The organism is Polycladomyces abyssicola (assembly GCF_018326425.1).
GTDB lineage: Bacteria > Bacillota > Bacilli > Thermoactinomycetales > JIR-001 > Polycladomyces > Polycladomyces abyssicola.
Genome location: NZ_AP024601.1, coordinates 2,134,406 through 2,155,530 on the forward strand (window position 1 = coordinate 2,134,406; position 21,125 = coordinate 2,155,530).

Consider the following 21,125-nt stretch of genomic DNA (forward strand, 5'->3'; position numbering starts at 1 on the left):
TTGTCCATGAACGCTTTTGAAGTGGAGTGGATAAAATGAAAGGGCGGGACGTTCGCCCTACGTCCCGCGCGATGCCATTTCGATTAGGGGAGGCGAATGGATTGCCCACCGCCAATCAGATTTTCCATGCGAAGATCGGCAAAGTCGACTCCACCGCCACCATCAATTGGGGAGACACCATGAATGTCAGCCCATCGTCCAACGTCAAGGATATCGGCGGCTCATTTCCCATAGGAGATTTTTCTCTCAATATCACCGGCAGCCCCAATCAGGCGATTGACCCGGATATTATCGATCAAGCCGGGGAGGTACGTATTTAGACCATCCTCTTTTCCAAGTCCGTTCATTTACTTTTATTATCGTGTTTTAAAGTACAGCCACTTGTCGAAAAACGGAGTCAGGTCTTTGCCGGTCACTTCATTGGCAACCCGGATAAAATCCTCGGTGGTAGCGATTTGATACTGATACCGTTGATAATACGTTCTCAAAATCCGCAACACCTTGTCCTTGCCGATTTCGTCCGCCAGTTCCCACATCATAGCCGCCGGGCGGGTATACACCATCAATCCGTAAACAAGATCCGAATAACGGTACAAAGATTCAACCGAGGTGACACCCGTTTTCCGGTTGATTCGATTGCAGTGCTCCGCGGCACGGATCAGGAGCTCCCGCTCGTCTTCTCCCATTTGGTCATGCATGAAGAGAAACTCGGAAAATGTGGTCAATCCTTCGTCCAACCACGGCTCTTTCACTTGATTGTTGCCCACCACTCCATACCACCACTGATGGGCCAACTCGTGGACGACTACATTAACGGCGGGCCGTTCTCCTTGTCGTGTGGGGATTTTGGGAATCGAAGTGACCAAACCGGGATATTCCATCCCCGCGATCCCATACCCTGTTTCTCCCAATACCACATCCACTTCGTCATACGGATAGGCGCCAAAACGTTGAGAGAAGAACTTCATCCCGGATACGGCAGCATCGTGCAGCTCCTGGGCCACGTCCTCCATACCGGGCAAATACCAAAGCCGTACACGAACAGAACCGGCCTTCCCCTGAACCTGCTCATAATCTTTGGTGATGACGGCTGCAAAATCCCGTACATTGTGACGGCGCAGGGTGGTGACAACTCCTTGTACCGGGTCTTCCGGGTCACGAGCCGAAGTGATCAAACGATATCCCGAAGGCACATGGAATGTAATCTCAAAATCGGACATCCGGGTGTAAAACGGGTCGCCGATGGTCGTATACGGTTCAATATGCCAACCGTCTTGATCTTTTACGGCCAGCATCGGATACCATTGAGCCAAGAAAGCGGTTCGTTTGAATGTGTTCAAGCGGGTGCCGCCCTTGGGCAACTGCAACCGGTAATCCATGTCGATCCGCACTGTCTTTCTTGTTCCCACTTGTTGGGGCAACGGTACCTTCATTACCGTCTCTTTCACCTGTTGGGCGACGGAAACGCCGTCTACTTTCACACGGGAAACATGAAGATACCCCGGTTGCTTTGGTTTGGTATGGGCTCCCCATTTCCAATGCGCAAAAGCGTTCGGATACAAATGAAAATAGACTTCCCGCAAATCACTTACCTGTTTGGCGGGTAATGTCACCGTTACATGACCGGTAACCTGTGCTGATTCGTCATGATAATGGGCCGTGATCCGATAATGCGGACGCTCCGTTTTTTCCGCAGATGAGGCCGTCCGCAACACATTCATCGGACGAGGCGACCAACCGGTCACAATTACACTGATCACAGCCAAACAACCGAACCAAAAGAAAAAACGGCGTATCATCCGTTCATCAACCCATTTCTGTTGGAGATTTTCCTTTATAGAATGATCCAACCGAAAGGGAAATATGAACGGCAAGCGCCGTCAATCAACATAGAGTCTACAGATTGCCACGTCGTGCCTGTTCGCGTTCGATCGCTTCGAACAGTGCTTTGAAGTTTCCCTCCCCGAATCCGCGTGCTCCCTTGCGCTGAATAATCTCAATGAAAAGGGTGGGTCGGTCGACGATCGGTTGAGTAAAAATCTGCAGGAGGTAACCCTCGTCATCCCGATCTACCAAAATGTTGAGTCGTCGCAAATCCTCGATCGATTCATCGATGCTTCCCACACGTTCGGTCAAGGCATCATAATACGCATCGGGTGTGGACAAGAACGCCACTCCGTTACGTCGCAGAATTGTCACGGTTTTAACGATATCGTTGGTCAGCAAGGCCACATGCTGCACCCCTGCACCTCGATAAAATTCTAGGTACTCCTGGATCTGCGATTTCCGCTTGCCTTCGGCCGGCTCGTTGATCGGAAACTTGATTCGTCCGCCGTTGTGCATCACCTTGGACATGAGTGCCGAGTACTCAGTACTGATGTCTTTGTCGTCAAAATGGATCATTTGCTTAAAGCCCATCACATTCTCATAATAGGCAACCCATTCCTCCATCCGCTCCACATTGCCCACCACATGGTCAATCGCGACCAACCCGGCGTCATGATGGGGAATGTCGCATTCAGGTGCCGAAAATCCAGGGGCGAACAAACCGTGATATTGATGCCGTTCGATCAGAGTATGGACAGTGTCCCCGTATGTGCCGATGACCGCTTTTTTGATCACACCGTGTTCATCCCGTAATTCATGAGGTTCTTTAACCGGCATGCCACCCCTTGAAACCGCTTCCGAATAAGCGGTTTCGACATCATCCACCAACAGCGCGATATCCTTGATCCCGTCACCATGTTGCTTCACGAATTCGGTAATCGGATGATCCGGACCATACGCACCGCTTACAACCAGGCGGATCCTCCCTTGCTTCAGTACATAGGAAACATAATCCCGATTTCCCGTCTCCAACCCGCTGTAGGCCACAAGACGAAATCCGAATGCCCGGCAAAAGAAATGCACCGCCTGTTTTGCGTTGCCCGTGTAGATTTCCAAATAATCCACATCACGGATCGTAAAGAAATCATGCTCCGTCGAAGCAGGTTGCAATTGCTGTTCCATCAATCGCCACTCCAGTCAGAATATTATTTACCTTCAGGTTATATCCAATTTCGGAAAGGAGCAAGCACACACGGCAACGCTTTTGTGTACTGCATGATTGAAGGGGCATCTGGAATCCATGTCATCGGATGATCAACTGGATAACCGTATATGCAAGCAGATTGTGAAGCGGATGGAGGCAGAACAGAAGAAAATATCGTGATTTACAAAAGGGGATGATCGCCTCTGTTCACAACTGCCGCATAAGAGGTGAATCAATGGAACCACAAAAAACCGTCTCCCGCTGACAACCTGGAAAGACAGGTGAAGCAGAGGCGGGAGACGGTTTTCAATTTACTTGGCTTCAGGAGGCGGACCCGAATTTCCCTGTGTGATTCTTCAAGTTTGGGATTGGCGTATCTGTACAGCCATCTCCCGCAACTTGTACTTCTGAATTTTCCCGCTGGCCGTCATGGGATACTCCGTCACGATCTGAAGTGCCTGCGGAATTTTGAAGTGGGCGATTTGCCCCCGACAAAAATCTTGCAGTTCCTCCAGTGTCAATGTCTCTCCCTCTTTGACGCGAACAAATGCCATCACCTGCTCGCCATATTTTTCATCAGGGACACCGACAATCTGCACATCGAGGATTTTGGGATGTGTGTAGAGAAACTCCTCTATTTCCCGCGGGTAAATGTTTTCCCCGCCACGGATGATCATATCTTTCAGCCGACCGGTGATGCGAACGTACCCGTTTTCGTTCATGGTCGCCAGATCGCCCGTGTGCAGCCACCCGTCATCATCTAAAACTTCCTTTGTGGCTTCAGGCATTTTGTAGTATCCTTTCATCACATGGTAACCCCTGGTACACAATTCTCCCTGCACACCCGGCTCCACTTCGGCCCCCGTATTGGGGTCCACGATCTTCACTTCCACATTGGGCAAAGCCCTTCCTACCGAACTGACACGCAATTCGATCGGATCATCCGTCCGTGTCTGCGTGATTCCTGGCGAGGATTCAGTTTGACCGTAAACGATGGTGATTTCCCGTGCGCCCATCACGTCGACCACTTTTTTCATCAGTTCGATCGGGCAGTTGGAACCGGCCATGATGCCCGTACGAAGGGAAGACAAATCAAATCGATCGAACTCGGGATGATTCAGCTCGGCGATAAACATGGTCGGCACCCCGTGCAAACCGGTACAGCGTTCCTGTTCCACCGCTTCGAGCACCCGGAGCGGATCGAATTCCGTAATCGGAACCATCGTCGCACCAACGGAAACACAAGCCAACGTACCCAACACACACCCGAAACAGTGGAAAAACGGAACCGGGATGCAGAGGCGGTCCTGATGGGTTAACCGCATACACTCGGCGATGTTGCGCGCATTGTTGACAATGTTGCGATGGGTGAGCATGACGCCTTTGGGAAATCCGGTGGTACCCGACGTGTATTGCATGTTGATCACATCTTCCGGATGCAACGACTGCTGCCGCTGCACCAGTTCCTCGTCGGTCACTTCGTCTCCCATTTGAAGGATGTCATCCCACAAAAACATGCCCGGCTTTCGCTCCCGCCCCAGGAGGATGACGTTCTTCAACTTGGGCAAGCGCTCGGAACGCAATTCCCCCGGCTTGCAATCATTCAATTCGGGACAGATCTCCATCAGCATCTCGACGTAATTGTTTCCTTTGAACTGTTCCATCAAGATCAAGGTTTCCGTATCTGACTGGCGCAGCAGATATTCCAGTTCTCGAGTACGGTAGTTGGTATTGACCGTGATGAGGACGGCACCCATCTTGCCTGTGGCAAATTGAGTCACCAACCACTCCGGCTCGTTTCTCGCCCAGATCGCCAGATGATCTCCCTTTTTTAATCCCAATTTCATCAAGCCGCGCGCAGCCCGGTTGCATTGCTGCTGGAATTCCCGGTAACTCCAACGCAACCCGTACTCCGGATAGACCACCGCAGGATGATCCGCCAACCGATCTGCCATTTGATCCAACAGATCACCCAACGTGATTTCGAGAAGTTCCGCCACCCGTTGCCCTCCTCGTTTCAACACCCGATTTCCCGGGCGATGATGTTTCGCTGGATTTCCGAAGTTCCTTCTCCGATTTCCGTCAATTTGGCGTCACGGAAAAAGCGTTCCACCTTGTAATCATGCATGTATCCATAGCCTCCATGGATTTGGACCGCTTGGTTGCATACCTTCATCGCCACCTCGGAGGCGAACAGTTTGCACATGGATGCTTCTTTGGTGAATCGACGCCCCTGGTCCTTGAGCCAAGCTGCCTTGTACACCATGTTGCGGGCCAATTCGATGTACATGGCCATGTCAGCCAGTTTATGTTGAATGACCTGAAATTTCGAAATGGATTGGCCAAACTGCATCCGTTCCTTGGCGTATTGCAATGCCGCTTCATACGCCCCCTGTGCAATTCCGACCGCCATCGCCCCGATGCCGATCCGTCCGCCATCCAGCGTGATCAAAAACTGTTTGAACCCTTCCCCGATCTTGCCCAGGATGTTTTCATGCGGCACACGAACATGATCCAGCACTAATTCGGTCGTGTTGGAACTGTGCAGGCCCATTTTGTGATATTGATCGATCACTTGAAAGCCTTCCGAATCTGTCGGGACGATAAACGCGGTGATCTCGGGTTTCTCCCCATTTTTCCCCGTCACTGCCGTCAATGACACAAAACGGGCGTAACTGGCATTGGTGATGAAACATTTGGAGCCATTGATCACCCATTCATTTCCTTCACGTACCGCAGTCGTCTTGGTCCCTCCAGCGTCCGAACCGGCATTGGGCTCAGTCAGCCCGAATGCCCCGAGCGTTTCCCCGCGGCAAAGCGGAACCAGATATTTTTGTTTCTGTTCTTCGGTACCGAACAAATACAACGGGGCACAACCCAACGAGATGTGAGCAGAATACGTAATGCCCGTAGAAGCGCACACCCGGCTCAGCTCTTCCACCGCGATGGCGAAGCTGACCGTGTCTGCACCGCCGCCGCCGTATTCCTCGGGAAACGGTAGCCCCATCAGATTGAGCTCAGCCATCTTCTCAAACACTTCTTTGGGAAACCGTTTGGTACGATCCCGCTCATCGGCGGTAGGAGCCACCTCTCCTTCGGCGAAATCACGCATCAATTTACGGATCATTTTCTGCTCTTCCGTCAGGTCGAAATTCATGTTCTCCCACTCCTTCTTATATGTTAGAAAGCGCTATCAACACCATTATAGGCGGATCCACTTGTTTTCATCAAGAATTTTGCGAATGGATACTTTTTTCTGTCGTTTAGGACGCGGAAGAGCGTTTGCATTGCGATTTGAAAAGGGATAAAATTGAGTCAGTATTCGGCAAGAAAAAAAGCACCCGTGTAGGATGCTTCCCCCACGGATGCTTATTCGAGGAAATCTTTGAGCCGTTTGCTTCGGCTGGGATGGCGCAATTTGCGGAGTGCTTTTGCTTCGATCTGCCGAATCCGCTCCCGGGTGACGCCGAACACCTTGCCCACTTCTTCCAGTGTGCGGGTGCGTCCGTCGTCCAACCCAAACCGGAGACGTAACACATTTTCTTCGCGCTCGGACAGGGTGTCCAGCACTTCCTTCAGCTGTTCCTTCAACAACTCGTAGGCGGCCGCATCCGCTGGCGCCTGCGCGTCGTCGTCGGGGATGAAATCTCCCAGATGAGAGTCGTCTTCTTCCCCGATCGGTGTTTCCAGCGAGACCGGTTCTTGGGCAATTTTCATGATCTCGCGAACCTTTTCGGGGCTGAGGTTCATCTCCTTGGCAATTTCCTCCGGCGTGGGCTCCCGTCCCAATTCCTGCAACAGCTGACGGGAAACCCGGATCAGTTTGTTGATCGTCTCGACCATATGCACCGGGATTCGGATCGTGCGGGCCTGATCCGCAATCGCACGGGTGATCGCTTGGCGAATCCACCACGTGGCGTAGGTACTGAACTTGTACCCTTTGCGATAGTCGAATTTCTCGACAGCTTTGATCAGACCCATATTGCCTTCTTGGATCAGATCCAGGAACAGCATGCCCCGGCCCACATACCGTTTGGCGATGCTGACCACCAGACGGAGGTTGGCCTCGGCGAGACGCCGTTTGGCTTCTTCGTCCCCCTGTTCGATCCGCTTGGCGAGTTCGACTTCTTCCTCTGCAGATAACAGCGGTACACGTCCAATCTCCTTCAAGTACATCCGAACCGGGTCGTTGATTTTGACACCCGGAGGCACACTCAGGTCATCGTCCAGATATTCTTCTTCAGGATGCGTATCGTCATCATCGAAGACCATATCATCATCCACGTCTTCGTTGATCACTTCGATCCCCTGATCAGCCAACTGCTCGAAAAACTCATCGATTTGTTGGGAATCCTGATCGTAGGCGGACAATTTTTCCATAATCTCTTTATAGCTGAGAACGCCCCGTTTCTTGCCGAGGTCGATCAGTTGTTCTTTCATTTGCTCCAAAGTAAGATCCATCTCGGTGTCAACATGTTGTTCCTTTGCCAATGTCAGTTCCCTCCTTCCCTGATTTCACCGCTTCAGGCCAGCATTTTCTTTTTCTTTTCCAGCTGCAGAAGCTCGATTCCCAACTGGGCCGCCTTTGCGGTGTCACCAGCACGTTCTGCTTCTTCGATCTGACGTTTGATATCCAATAATTGAAGATGAATGGAATGAAGGCGGATGCGACGGATGCAATCGTCCACGGCCTTACCGGGAATATCGTCCGGAATGTCCATCATCGCCAATTCACTGATGTACGATGACAGCTCGGAATCCTTGACGTAATGCAGGAACCGTCCCGGATCGGCCGGATACCCCTCGGCATAATACGCATACAGGCGTGCAACGATGGCTTGATATTCATCAACGTGAAAGTCCGCGCCGATCGCTTCCTGTACATACGCAGCGATTTCCTTGTCACGGATCATCATGGCAAGCAACTGCTTTTCAGCCTCATGCGCAGCGTTGCGTCTGTCTGGACCGACCATGTGTTTGGTATTATGATATTCATTATTCCACTTAGTTTGACCTTTATCCCCTCTGTTTTCTCTTTGTTTGCGACGCCGGATGCGCCTGAGTTCCTGTTTCAGGGCATCCAGGGACAGCCGGTGCTCTTCTGCCAATCGACGGACATAATGGTCCTGCTCAATGGCAAGGGGAAGGTCAGCGATCACTTCCAGAGCCAGCGTCAAATATTTCAACCGTTGCGGCTCATCCCGGAGATCGAAATCCTTTTTCAGGCGCTCCAGTTTGAACGCAGTCAACGGGAGAGCGGAACCAATGACGTCCCGGCGAAATGATTCGGCACCCTGATCACGGATATAATCATCGGGATCCATCCCTTGCGGCAGTTGCGCCACTTTGACGATGACCCCCTGTTCGTGGAGCAGTTCCAGTCCGCGATCGGCCGCCGATTGACCGGCATCATCCGCATCGTAGCAGATGATGGCCACCTCCGCATTGCGCCGGATCACGCGGGCCTGCTCCTCCGTAAGCGAAGTGCCCAGGGACGCCACACCGGAACGAATCCCTGCCTGCCAGGCAGCGATTACGTCCATATAACCTTCAAACAGGACGGCTTGCTGATCTTTGCGCATCGCCTGGCGGGCACGGTGCAGGTTGAACAGATTACGTCCCTTGTGGAAGACAGGTGTTTCCGGGCTGTTCAGGTATTTGGGCCGTCCTTCACCCAATAGCCTGCCACCGAACCCGATTACACGGCCTTGCGCGTCATGGATCGGAAACATGATCCGTCCGCGGAACCGGTCATAGTAACCATTCCCGTTTTCGCGAATCGAGATCAGCCCCGCTTCCTCCATCTCCTGCTCCCGATATCCTCTTCCTTTAAGAAACGACAGAAGGAAGTGCCGAGAGGCAGGAGCATATCCGATCTGAAACTCGCGGATCGTCTCCATGCTCACCCCCCGACGTTCCAGATATGCCCGTGCCGGCTGACCGTGATCTGTATTCACCAGCAGGTGATGGTACAACCGCGCCGCCAAGTCCAACGCCTGACGTAAACGGGTGCGCCTGTCATCCTCCGGCCGGTCCTCCCGATCCGCCTCCGGCAGGGCGATTCCGGCCTGATCGGCCAGATGGCGCACTGCTTCGACAAAGGTGAGCTGTTCAATCTCCATCATGAATTTAATCACATCGCCGCCTGCACCACATCCGAAACAATAAAAAATCTGCTTGTCGGGAGCGACGGAAAAGGAAGGGGTTTTTTCTGAGTGAAACGGGCATAAACCGAAATAATTGCGACCGCTTCGCTTCAGTTGCACATATTGACCCACTACGTCCAAGATATCAAAATGTTCCCGGACTTGGTCGATGACTTCGTCAGGGATACGCCCCATCAAGAAATCACCGCTTTCCCGTCTAGATGATCCGTTCCTTGCAGCAGAACCGGGGGTTGCGCCTTTACATCCGACTTGTATTCGACAAAATTCGTCAAAATCCTGCACAACCCCCAATGATAACCTATAGTAATATTTGGTTTATATGGATGGAAAAAAAAGAAGGAAACCTTGCCCAACCCCCTATCCCTTTATTCTACACAGAGCATGTGAATCCTTCTATCCCCTTGGTGGATTTCTTTATCGACAAAATTGTGTCGAATTTTGCAAGATCGACCAAAATGATACTCCTGTAGTATTATACGCTGGCAATCGAAAAAAATCCTGCCCTAACCTTGACATCTTCTTTTTTTTCTATCTTATAATCATTATTATCTGATACGGATGACAAAAGGCCCGCGAACACGTCGGAACGGGCCTTCTGTCTTCAGTATTTCTATTCCCCCATGACAGACAACCAAACATCGAAGGACGATCAACTGGGGGAATCAATACTACTACCAGCACGCACGATTCTCGAATCAGGAGCGCTCCGCCGACAAAGCAGCTTGAGCAGCGGCCAGACGCGCCAGCGGAACGCGGAACGGCGAACAGCTGACGTAGTTCAGTCCGGCGTTGTGGCAGAATTGGATGGAACGCTTTTCACCGCCGTGCTCACCGCAGATTCCCGTTTTCAGGTCGGGTTTGGTCTCGCGGCCCAGCTGGACACCCATGGAAACCAACTTGCCCACCCCTTCGGTGTCAAGCGTGATGAAGGGATTATCGGGCAAGATTTTTTGATCCACGTACTGATGCAGGAATTTGCCTTCGGCATCGTCACGGCTGTAACCGAAAGTCGTCTGCGTCAAGTCGTTGGTACCGAAGGAGAAGAAGTCAGCTTCCTTGGCGATCTGATCAGCAGTCAGCGCTGCGCGCGGCACTTCGATCATTGTACCGATGGTAAACGGTATTGACACACCCGTCTCTTGTTGAACTTGTTCCGCCACTTCCTCCACCAGTTTGCGCATCTCATACAGTTCGTTGACATGACCCACCAACGGGATCATGATCTCGGGCTGCACATCAACCCCCTCTTTTTTGACGAGAGAGACCGCTTCAAAAATGGCCCGTACTTGCATCGCATAAATTTCCGGGTGGATAATGCCCAATCGACAGCCACGGTGCCCCAGCATTGGGTTGAACTCATGCAAGGCCCGTACCTTGCGCAACAGGTTTTCTTTTTTCAGCAATTCCCGCTTGTCCGAATCCGGCGTCATCCGCAGTTGGGTGATTTCCACCAACAGCTCTTCGATATCCGGCAGGAACTCATGAAGCGGCGGGTCCAACAAACGGATGGTGACGGGCAGACCATCCATCGCCCGAAAGATGCCAACAAAGTCCTCGCGTTGCATGGGAAGAAGTTTGTTCAGTGCTGCCTGACGTTCGTCCAATGTTTCCGCCAAGATCATCTCCTGGACAATCGGAACCCGATCGGCCTCCATAAACATGTGCTCAGTCCGACACAGACCGATCCCTTCGGCACCGAATTCCCGGGCCTTGGCTGCATCATGCGGATTGTCGGCATTGGCCCGTACTTTCAGTTTACGCACCTCATCCGCCCATTCAAGCAAAGTCTGGAATTCCCCAGAGAGTTCCGGATCGATGAGGGGAACTTCACCCAGCAACACCTTTCCGGTGCCGCCGTCGATGGACAGTTGATCCCCCTGACGAATCACGGTGTTCCCGATGTGCAGTTCTTTCCGTTGCAAATCGATCTTCAGCTCTTCGCAGCCGCAAATGCACGGTTTCCCCATACCGCGCGCCACCACGGCCGCATGGCTGGTCATCCCACCCCGGCTGGTCAATACACCTTCGGCGGCGATGATACCGTGAATGTCTTCCGGTGTCGTTTCCGGCCGGACCAAAATGACCCGCCGTCCATCGTTGGCCCATTTTTCTGCGGTGTCAGCATCAAACACTACTTGTCCGGATGCTGCACCAGGGGAAGCCGGCAACCCTTTGGCCAACACTTCCAGTTGGGCATCAGGATCGACACGACGATGCAATATCTGGTTCAATTGGTCCGGGTCGACACGCAACAAAGCCGTCTTTTTGTCGATGATGCCCTCCTGCACCATATCGACCGCGATCCTGACGGCTGCATGGGCCGTCCGTTTGCCCGCACGGGTTTGCAAAATAAACAGTTTTCCCCGTTCCACCGTAAATTCGATGTCCTGCATGTCGCGATAATGATGCTCCAGGCGTTGACTGATCTCCTGGAACTGCTTGTAGATCTCCGGCATTTGTTCGGCCAGTTGGGCAATCGGTTGGGGGGTGCGGATGCCGGCGACGACGTCTTCTCCTTGCGCGTTGATGAGAAATTCACCGTAAAGCGTTTTCTCTCCGGTCGAGGGATTGCGGGTAAACGCCACACCGGTGCCCGAATCGTCTCCCATATTGCCAAACACCATCATCTGTACGTTTACAGCTGTTCCCAAATCATCGGGGATTTTGTGCAGCTTGCGATAGATGACGGCACGCTGGTTGTTCCAAGAGTCGAATACCGCGATCACCGCCCGGCGCAGTTGTTCTTGCGGATCCTGAGGGAATGCCGACCCGGTTTGTTCCTGCACGAGCTTCTGGAACGAAGCGATCACCTGTTTCCAATCTTCTGCTGACAATTCTGGATCATGTTTGACGCCCCGCGATTCCTTCACGTTTTCGATGATCCGCTCAAAACGGTAGTGGTCGATCCCCAAAACCACATCACCGAACATCTGGATGAACCGGCGGTAGCAGTCATAGGCAAACCGGGGATTTCCGGTCAGCTGCGCCAATCCTTCCACCGTTTCGTCATTGAGTCCCAGGTTCAAAATGGTGTCCATCATACCGGGCATCGAGTATACTGCTCCGGAACGCACAGACACTAACAAAGGATTGGACGGGTTACCCAATTTTTTCCCTGTTTGCGCTTCCAATTCTGCCAATGCTTTTCGAATTTCATCCAATAGTTGTTCGGATAATTGTTTCCCGGCAGCATAGTAATCATTGCACGCTTCCGTGGTAATCGTAAACCCCGGAGGAACCGGGAGGCCGGCGCGGGTCATCTCGGCCAGATTGGCGCCTTTGCCTCCCAACAGGCTCCGCATTTGGGCGTTTCCTTCATGAAACAGGTAGACTCGCTTCTCGCTCATACAGCAGTGCCTCCCTTGCGCAGAATGTCCAGAATCAGGTTGGCCGTTTCTTCCACCGCTTTGTTGGAAACATCGACGATCGGACAACCAACCCGTTTCATGATTTTTTCCGCGTACTCGAGCTCTTGCAGAATCCGCTCCATATTGGCGTAGTTGGCCCTTGACGTCAACCCGAGCGCCTTGAGACGTTCACGCCGGATGTTGTTCAATTGCTCGGGTTGAATGGTGAGTCCGATACATTTTTTGTTGTCAATCATAAAGAGCTCCTCCGGAGGCTCCACTTCCGGAACGAGCGGTACATTGGCCACTTTCAGCCGCTTGTGTGCCAAATACATGGAGAGCGGCGTTTTGGAGGTACGCGACACGCCGATCAAGATGACGTCTGCGCGCAACAGTCCGCGCGGATCGCGACCGTCGTCGTATTTGACCGCAAATTCGATGGCTTCCACCCTGCGAAAATAATCTTCATCCAATCGGTGCACCAGCCCAGGCTCGCGTTTAGGCTCCCGCTGGAACAAACGGGACAAACCGTCTATCATGGGGCCCATGATATCCACAACGGGAATACCCGCTTTGCCTGCCTCCTCGAGCAAAAGCTGCTGCAACTCCGGAACCACCAGTGTGAACGCAATCATACCGTTCACTTCTTTGGCCGCTTGAACCGTTTCCATAATCGTGCCCTTATCGTCCACATATGGGACACGCCGAATTTCAATATTACCGCCATTGAACTGGCTGGAAGCCGCCCGGACCACAAATTCTGCGGTTTCCCCGATGGAATCAGAAACGACAAAAACAATCGGCTGTTGACTTTGAATGGATATGGCTCTTCCCCTCCTACCTCAAACATCTGTATGTTGTCCCAGTTCCACAAAGGCTTTGGTGATCGTCGTTTTGGTGATGCGTCCGATCACTTCCACCCCGTCGCCATCCTCCATCGGGCGCACCACTGGAAGCGCGTCTACCTGATACCGCATCAGCTTGGCCGCTGCGTCCAACAACGAGTCGTCCGGCGAGCACGTGACGATGTTGGGCATTCGTGTCATGACAATACTGACGGGGATGGTTTGCAAGTCCTGTTTGCCCATGGCCGTTTTCAATAAATCTTTTCGTGAAACAACGCCGGCCAGCTGTTTATTTTCCTTGACAACGAACAGGGTACCGACGTCTTCGAGAAACATGGTGCAAATAGCGTCATATGCGGAAGTTTCCTCTTTGACCACGATCGGCAATGATTTGTAATCCTTGACCATCAATTTTCGCACATGTTCGCCAAGGAGTTGATTGGCTGATTTGCCGGCATAAAAATACCCCACTCGAGGTCGTGCATCCAAAAATCCCGCCATCGTCAGGATGGCCAGATCAGGGCGTAACGTGGCCCGTGTCAGATTGAGCTTCTCGGCGATTTGCTCACCGGTGATTGGACCTTCGTCTTTAACGATTTGCAAGATCCTCTCCTGGCGTTTTGTTAGCTCGATCTCCCCGCACCCCCCAGTACGATCCGATCTCTTATTATGTCATACTGAATCGTTTGTTTCACCATTTAGTATATACTATATCCCATTCCCAGTTTGTCTGCAACCAATTTCTAAACAGTTCGTTCATGAATTTTTTCGTTTGGGGAACACTAGCGCGTATCTGATCCATTTGTGCGCGTCTCTTTCCCGGCTCGCTTTACCTCTCCCTCTCAGGGAGCAGATCAGGAAGCAGGCAAAGTTCGCTTCACTTAGAGGATATTCCCGCGATTTGATCTTCGGGACTCCAATGGACACCCTTTGAATATTACAGCCTGATTGTAATTTTTCATATAATTGGAAATCACCAACTGGGCAATGGAGGAATTCTCTCATGCTGTTTTCCAATCCGTTGGCGGTGACGAGTGCGCCCGATCTTCATCAGTTGCATACCATCAGCAAATTGGGTATTCGCCGGGTGGAATTGCAACTTTCGTCCACACGATACTCAACGGAGGAACTGGCTGACTTGTTCCGAACTTCCGGCTCGGAGCCGATCGCCTTCCGCGTCCCTCCGCACATGGGGTTGGGTACCCCTACCTTTCATTTAGAACATTGGCGATATTGGCTGGAAACCGTTGCTCCCCTGTTTCCGGAATCACCCAAATGGGTGATCGGATTCGGGGCTACCGTTTCATTGGGAGAAATTTTCGAATTCCTGGACGAGCGCCCCCATGATTTCAACGCCTTACATGACTTCAAAACGAAATACGTTGAAACGGTGATCAACCAGCTGCGCCAGATTGAGGAGATTGCCAAACCGCTCGATATCCAGCTGCTGATCGAGAATGCACCGATGGGAGGTTCCCTGTATTTTGAACCGGGACAAGCCCGCATCCACCCGGCTTTGCGTACACCGCGCCATCTGCTGCAAATCACGCAAACGACCGGTGTGAAACTGTGCTTGGACACCGCTCATGCGCGTATCGTATCCAACATTCTGTCCTATATGCACCGTTCCCGCAGTATATTTACGGGTGCAACGGAAAAGGAGATCCTGAACGCACCGCGTTCATGGCAGGAATTCTACAAACAAACCAAGGACCATATCGCATTGGTCCGTCTTTCCTATGCAGTCAGTTGGGGGGACACGCCGCAAACGGCACATATTCCCTTTCCAAAGGAAGCACACTCGGAATTGCTCGATTTTGCCGAAGAAGTGGATACCGCTACACCGATCACCTTGGTCGCCGGAGAAACGTCGGAACAGCTGCCATCGTTCCTGGATACATTACGGCAATTAAAAAAGCGATAAAGGAAACAGCCGTTCCGTAACGGAACGGCCTTTTTTCACGTCAAGACCAATTGATCGAACCGTGCGAACTGATGCACCAAATCCGTGATCCGGCGCAACAAACCCAGTCTGCGTGTCCGGACGGTTTCGTCCTCCACCATCACCAAGACTTCGTCGAAGAACCGGTGGATGACGGGAACCATCGATGCTAACGCTTCATACATACCGTCAGCATCCTGATCCGACAAGCTCGCTGTAAAGGCTTTTTCGGCCTTCCGGTAGACTTCGTACAACTCACGCTCGGCCGGCTCCGTCATACCGGTTCCATCCAACAGCACATCGGCCGTTCCCTTCACGCCGAGGTTGGCCGTGCGGGTGAATCCCTCAACAGCCAGTTTGTACGTTTCGTATGCGCTCGCCCGATCCATCAACACTCTCGCTTTGGCCAACACCAGCTTGGGCCGGGAAATATCCGCTCCCAACACCGCGTCGATCACATCGTAACGAATACCTTCTTCCTGCAGGACTGTTTTCAAACGCTGTGCAAAGAACGAACGCAATTCCTCCGCGGTTTCTTCCACCGATTTTTTCAAAAGCCCATCCGACTGCAAGCGCTCCAGCGCGATCGTCCACAATTGATCCAGCGTCAACTGAGACCAACCGTGGTCCAGCAGGATTTGCACGATGCCGGATGCCCTTCTCCGCAACCCGTACGGGTCTTGGGAACCGGACGGCTGGATGCCAATTCCGAAACAAGCAGCGATGGTGTCCATTTTGTCAGCCAGCCCGATCACGGCACCAATCGCGGACTGCGGCGTCTCATCCCCGGCATGGCGCGGCTGGTGATGCTCCTTGATCGCCCGTGCCACTTCTTCGTCTTCCCCGGCTTTACGCGCATACTCTTCGCCCATGATTCCTTCCAACTCGGGGAACTCGTAGACCATCTGCGTGGACAGGTCGAATTTGCAGATCTGTGCCGCCCGTTTCAATAGCCGTCGGCGGTCATCTTCCCATTGCAGCGCATCGGCCAGACGATCAGCCAAATACACGATCCGCCGCACTTTGTCGCCCACGGTACCCAATTCTTCGTGAAACACGACCTGATCCAGCTTTTCCATCGCCTGATCAATGGGCAGCTTCAGGTCCTCATCATAGAAGAATCGCGCATCAGCCAAACGAGCACGCAACACCTTTTCATTCCCTTTGGCCACCACATCGTGCGAGGTTTCGTCTCCGTTTCGCACAGTGACAAAATGCGGCAACAAGCGGCCGTCCGCTGATTCCACCGGGAAGTAACGCTGATGTTCCCGCATCGTGGTGATCAGCACGGCACGCGGTAACACCAGAAAATCTTCATCGAACGAACCGGCAAGTGCCGTCGGGTACTCCACCAAATGCGTCACTTCATCCAACAGATCTTCCGCTACCGGAATGCGCCATCCGCGTTCCGCTTCCATCCGCCGCAACTGATCCAAAATCATCTTCCGCCGCTCATCGACGTCGGCAATCACCCATTGCTTGCGAAGGGCTTCCACATATTGGCCCGGATGAGACAACGTCACTTCTTCCCCCAGGAACCGATGACCCCACGTCCGGTTGGCAGCCGTCACACCGGCCCAAGAAAACGGAACGACCTCTTCGCCAAAAAGACACACCAGCCAACGAACCGGGCGAATAAAGCGGGTTCGCTCCGTTCCCCAGCGCATCGTCTTGGGGAAATGAAGCGAGGAGAGTACCGACGGCAGACCTTCTGCCAACAGTTTCACCGTCGGTTGTCCTTCCACCCGTTTGCGGACAAACACATAGGTTTCTCCTTTGAACTCATCAAACACCAACGCATCGACCGGGACGCCCTGTTTCCGGGCGAACCCTTCCGCCGCTTTGCTCCAGCTGCCGTCAGGCGTAAGGGCGATGTGTTTGGCCGGACCACGTACCTCCTCATCGATGTCCGCCTGCCGTTCGGCCACATCGCGGACCAAAACTGCGATCCGGCGTGGTGTTGCGTATGTAACCGCCTCTTTTGCCGCGATGCGTTGTTCGTTCAACCAATTTTGTATCCGATCGGCCAATTGATGACGCAGGTTATCGATCAATCGGGCGGGAATTTCCTCGCAGCCGATTTCCAGCAACAAATCACGCTTCGTCACGCTGATTCCCTCCTTTTTTCAGCAAGGGATACCCCAGTTCCTCCCGGGCCTGAACATAGGCACGGGCACATTGTCGGGCCATGTTGCGCACACGGGCCAAATAGCCGGTCCGTTCGGTCACACTGATCGCGCCGCGCGCTTCCAACAGGTTAAACGTATGGGAACATTTGAGCACATAATCGTAGGCGGCATGTACCAACTTTGCTTCCAGCGCCCGTTTCGCCTCATTTTCGTATGCGTCGAACAACCGGAACAGGAGATCCGCATCCGAGATTTCAAACGAGTATTTGGAATGCTCATATTCCGGCTGGTGGAATACGTCGCCGTAGGTGACACCATTCACCCACTCCAGATCAAAGACGCTCTCCTTCTCCTGAATGTAGGAAGCCAACCGCTCGAGACCATATGTCAACTCGACCGAAACCGGGTCGACATCCAGTCCCCCCACCTGTTGGAAGTAGGTGAATTGGGTAATCTCCATCCCGTCGAGCCATACTTCCCAACCGAGGCCAGCCGCCCCCATCGCAGGGTTTTCCCAGTTGTCCTCAACGAATCGGATGTCGTGATGCCGCGGGTCGATACCCAGCGCACGCAAGCTGTCCAAGTAGATTTCCTGGATATTGTCCGGTGACGGTTTCATAATTACCTGAAACTGGTGATGCTGGTACAGACGGTTCGGGTTTTCCCCGTAGCGGCCGTCAGCCGGTCGGCGGGAAGGTTCCACATAAGCCACGTTCCAAGGTTCCGGCCCCAGCGCACGCAAAAATGTCATCGGGTTCATCGTCCCGGCTCCTTTTTCCACATCGTACGGTTGGACCAGAACACAGCCTTGTTCGGCCCAAAACGACTGCAATCGCAAAATCATTTCCTGAAAGTTCATCATTCCACCTCCATCGTCATCATGGCATGGCCCTTTCCCCGACTCGTTCCTCACGTGGTGAAGTCACTCATCGTGGAAAGAAAGCCCTCGATTCCCCATTTGCCAGACACACCTTGTATTGCGAAGAACGACAAAAACCCCCCTGTCCCCTTTCACATAGGGACGGGAGGTTTCCCGCGGTTCCACCCTATTTGACCGACCGCATCTTCCGGTCGATCCCCTCTTTTGCACTCGTGCTCGAGACTGCCCTTCACCGGGTTCCGTGGCCGGGCTTCCACCCTCCCCGGCTCGCTCACACACGAAAGATCCGGCTACTCCTTTCTCTCATCGCACTGCCGTTGTTCAATTTTGGAGATAGACTATTTATACCAAAGAAAAAAGGACCTTGTCAATCTCGGCCCCATCCGCTTCGCAGCTGATCCAGAAATGCGCGCGACCGCAAACGAACGGGAACGTATTCGTCGATGAACGCACGCAATGCGTTGTCCAATTGTCGCTTGGTCTCTTCCTTGACCCGCACTTCCCCCAACCGGTCCGGCACGGCTCGTTGCAACAGCTTCAAAATGCGGGCAGACGCTTCGGACAACGGCAATGAGGCGGGGTCATGCGTCGCACAATCCAAACAAAGAAACCCCCCGTGCCGTACGCTGAACCGAACAGGGAGTTCCTCCCGTTTGCATCGAATGCATCCGTTCAAATAGGGACGGTAACCTGCAGTCTCCAATACCTTCAGTTCAAAGATATGACGGAGTATGTCCGCATCGGTTTCCGTTTCCAACAACGACAAGGTGGACGTCCACAATGAAAACAAATGCGGGTACGGTTCTTTTTCTTCCGTCAGACGGTCCAGCAGTTCGGACAGATAAGCGGCGATCGCCGTTTTTTCCAGATCGGAGCGAAGCAAATGATGAGCATGAATGAGATCCGCTTGCGACAAGGTGGGCAACCCGCTTCCTCCCGAAAACCATACATATTCGCCATGGGTAAAAGGTTGGGTTACCGCGCTGAAACGGCTTTTTGGCTTTTTGGCGCCGCGGGCCATAACCGATATCTTTCCCTGTTCCCGTGTAAATAGCCAGACGAGCTTGTGACTTTCCCCGTAATCGCGGGTGCGGATCACCACGCCTTCCGTTTTGATCAGCATACGCCGCGTCCTTCCTTAGGTTTCTTCTCCCTCATCCTGGCCATCCGGCATCTCGTTGGCGGAATCGTTCGCTAACGCCTCAGCATCCTTGTACAACAAGTATGCATCGACACTGCCAGTTACGGCAAAACAGTTCCAAAAGAAATGGCGCAACCAGCATCATCCTTTCCGCTTTGTTTGTCATCTGTTAGGATGACCGGGAACGGAAGGAGTATGTGCGAATTGCGGTATATCCACAAAAAAACTTTTTCTTCCAGTTCAATCCTCTTCCCGATAGCCGAACTGCCGCAGGAGAAACTCTTCGTTGCGCCAGTCCTTTTTCACTTTCACCCATAAATCGAGGAAAACTTTGCTGCCGAAGAGACGCTCGATCTCCTCACGTGCCAGTCTGCCCACTTCTTTGAGCATGCTGCCCCGTTTGCCAATCAGGATGCCCTTTTGTGAATCCCGCTCGGTGTAGATGGTGGCACGCACGTAGACTGCTCCGTTTTCGCGCTGTTTCATCTCTTCCACGATCACCGCGACAGAATGCGGAACCTCCTCACGCGTGAGAAACAGTACCTTTTCCCGAATCAGTTCACCGACGATAAACCGCTCCGGGTGGTCCGTCACCTGGTCGGCCGGATAGTAGGCCGGCCCTTCCGGCAACCGTTCGAAAATCAATCGTACCAGTGTGGATGTGTTGTTCCCCTGCAACGCCGAAATGGGGACAAACTCCGCGAAGTCGTGCAGTTGCCGGTACTGGTCGATCAGCGGCAACAGATCATCGGGATGAACTTGGTCGATTTTGTTAATCACCAGAAAGACTGGTGTTTTGATCCCCTTCAAGTGTTCGGTGATGTAACGATCACCCGGCCCCAGTCCTTCGCTCGCATCAACCAGAAACAGCACCAGATCCACTTCATCCAACGCATTTTGCGCCGTTTTCACCAAGTATTCACCCAGTTTGGATTTGGGTTTATGGATACCGGGCGTATCCAGGAAAATGATTTGTCCGCGTTCGTCGGTATATACGCCGCGAATCTGGTTCCGTGTCGTCTGCGGTTTGTCCGACATAATCGCTACTTTTTGGCCGATGATATGGTTCATCAGCGTTGATTTGCCCACGTTGGGGCGGCCGATCAACGCCACAAAACCCGATTTATACCCTTCATTCATTGTTTAAATCCCCCTTTCCGAACGCGCCGGGCAACAAAGCCCCCACGGTTGTTTCCGTTACATCTCCTTTGATATTGGCCAACCACACCTTCATGTCCGAAGGGCACAGTTCGAACAGTACCTGACGGCAGGCACCACAGGGGGAAACCGGTCCCTCCGTATCCGCCACCACGGCGATTCCGGTAAATCGGCGGGCGCCTTCGGACACCGCTTTGAACAGCGCCGTCCGTTCTGCGCAATTGGTAAGGCCGTACGAAGCGTTTTCCACGTTGCACCCTGTAAATATCGTTCCCTCGTCCGTTAGCAAAGCGGCTCCTACCCGGAACCGCGAATAAGGAACGTAGGCATGCTCACGTGCTTGTTTCGCTGCTTCGATCAATCGCTCCATGTCCAATCTCCTTTGCCTTCCCACCATTATGCTACAGCATATTTTTGACCACCGTTTGTAACCCGAATCATCTCCAGGTTACCCAGGATTGCTGACAAAGTTACGCGAACAGCTA

General features: G+C 52.8%; 17 protein-coding genes. 2 read left to right on the plus strand and 15 right to left on the minus strand.

Annotation, left to right across the window (positions count from 1 at the left end; all coding sequences use genetic code 11):
- Positions 1 to 35: 35 nt before the first annotated feature.
- Entirely contained in the window at positions 36 to 320 is a 285-nt protein-coding gene (locus tag KI215_RS10800; protein ID WP_246512089.1) for a spore germination protein, read from the plus strand.
- A gap of 36 nt (positions 321 to 356) precedes the next feature.
- Here KI215_RS10800 and KI215_RS10805 read toward each other — a convergent pair whose 3' ends face one another.
- From KI215_RS10805 to ccpN, 9 genes are all read right to left on the minus strand, one after another.
- The gene (locus tag KI215_RS10805; RefSeq protein WP_212772740.1) at positions 357 to 1,799 is read right to left on the minus strand and encodes a M1 family metallopeptidase; all 1,443 of its coding nucleotides are present in this window, start codon (positions 1,797 to 1,799) and stop codon (positions 357 to 359) included.
- Positions 1,800 to 1,896: 97 nt separating this feature from the next.
- Entirely contained in the window at positions 1,897 to 3,009 is a 1,113-nt protein-coding gene (gene hppD / locus KI215_RS10810) for a 4-hydroxyphenylpyruvate dioxygenase (RefSeq protein WP_212772741.1), read from the minus strand.
- 378 nt (positions 3,010 to 3,387) lie between these two features.
- Positions 3,388 to 5,031: an AMP-binding protein gene (locus KI215_RS10815; RefSeq protein ID WP_212772742.1), complete on the minus strand. Its 1,644-nt coding sequence runs from the start codon at positions 5,029 to 5,031 to the stop codon at positions 3,388 to 3,390.
- A 17-nt stretch (positions 5,032 to 5,048) separates the two neighbouring features.
- Positions 5,049 to 6,188: an acyl-CoA dehydrogenase gene (locus tag KI215_RS10820; RefSeq protein WP_212772743.1), complete on the minus strand. Its 1,140-nt coding sequence runs from the start codon at positions 6,186 to 6,188 to the stop codon at positions 5,049 to 5,051.
- A 212-nt stretch (positions 6,189 to 6,400) separates the two neighbouring features.
- Positions 6,401 to 7,492 (minus strand): RNA polymerase sigma factor RpoD, encoded by a 1,092-nt coding sequence (gene rpoD / locus KI215_RS10825; protein WP_420830194.1) that lies wholly within the window; start codon positions 7,490 to 7,492, stop codon positions 6,401 to 6,403.
- Positions 7,493 to 7,554: 62 nt separating this feature from the next.
- Entirely contained in the window at positions 7,555 to 9,372 is a 1,818-nt protein-coding gene (gene dnaG, locus KI215_RS10830) for a DNA primase (protein ID WP_212772745.1), read from the minus strand.
- Positions 9,373 to 9,893: 521 nt separating this feature from the next.
- Entirely contained in the window at positions 9,894 to 12,545 is a 2,652-nt protein-coding gene (gene ppdK / locus KI215_RS10835; protein ID WP_212772746.1) for a pyruvate, phosphate dikinase, read from the minus strand.
- A complete protein-coding gene (locus tag KI215_RS10840) occupies positions 12,542 to 13,369 on the minus strand; it encodes a pyruvate, water dikinase regulatory protein (RefSeq protein WP_212775167.1) in 828 nt (275 codons plus the stop codon). Before KI215_RS10840 ends, ppdK begins: the two co-directional genes overlap by 4 nt.
- An 18-nt stretch (positions 13,370 to 13,387) precedes the next feature.
- A complete protein-coding gene (gene ccpN, locus KI215_RS10845; protein WP_205493230.1) occupies positions 13,388 to 14,023 on the minus strand; it encodes a transcriptional regulator CcpN in 636 nt (211 codons plus the stop codon).
- Positions 14,024 to 14,393: 370 nt separating this feature from the next.
- Here ccpN and KI215_RS10850 point away from each other — a divergent pair, with 370 nt between their 5' ends.
- Positions 14,394 to 15,314, plus strand: a complete 921-nt coding sequence (locus KI215_RS10850) for an apurinic/apyrimidinic endonuclease family protein (RefSeq protein WP_212772747.1) — start codon at positions 14,394 to 14,396, stop codon at positions 15,312 to 15,314.
- A gap of 35 nt (positions 15,315 to 15,349) precedes the next feature.
- Here KI215_RS10850 and glyS read toward each other — a convergent pair whose 3' ends face one another.
- From glyS to KI215_RS10880, 6 genes are all read right to left on the minus strand, one after another.
- Positions 15,350 to 17,440, minus strand: coding sequence for a glycine--tRNA ligase subunit beta (gene glyS / locus KI215_RS10855; protein WP_212772748.1), 2,091 nt, complete (start codon positions 17,438 to 17,440; stop codon positions 15,350 to 15,352).
- The gene (gene glyQ, locus KI215_RS10860; RefSeq protein ID WP_212772749.1) at positions 17,427 to 18,320 is read right to left on the minus strand and encodes a glycine--tRNA ligase subunit alpha; all 894 of its coding nucleotides are present in this window, start codon (positions 18,318 to 18,320) and stop codon (positions 17,427 to 17,429) included. Before glyQ ends, glyS begins: the two co-directional genes overlap by 14 nt.
- A 388-nt stretch (positions 18,321 to 18,708) precedes the next feature.
- Complete coding sequence (recO, locus tag KI215_RS10865; protein WP_212772750.1) at positions 18,709 to 19,464, minus strand: DNA repair protein RecO; 756 nt, start codon at positions 19,462 to 19,464, stop codon at positions 18,709 to 18,711.
- 15 nt (positions 19,465 to 19,479) lie between these two features.
- Entirely contained in the window at positions 19,480 to 19,617 is a 138-nt protein-coding gene (locus tag KI215_RS10870) for a YqzL family protein (protein WP_212772751.1), read from the minus strand.
- Between the two features lie 105 nt (positions 19,618 to 19,722).
- The gene (gene era / locus KI215_RS10875) at positions 19,723 to 20,622 is read right to left on the minus strand and encodes a GTPase Era (RefSeq protein ID WP_212772752.1); all 900 of its coding nucleotides are present in this window, start codon (positions 20,620 to 20,622) and stop codon (positions 19,723 to 19,725) included.
- Entirely contained in the window at positions 20,615 to 21,010 is a 396-nt protein-coding gene (locus KI215_RS10880) for a cytidine deaminase (protein WP_420830118.1), read from the minus strand. The genes era and KI215_RS10880 overlap by 8 nt, the downstream gene beginning before the upstream one ends.
- Between the last annotated feature and the right edge of the window lie 115 nt (positions 21,011 to 21,125).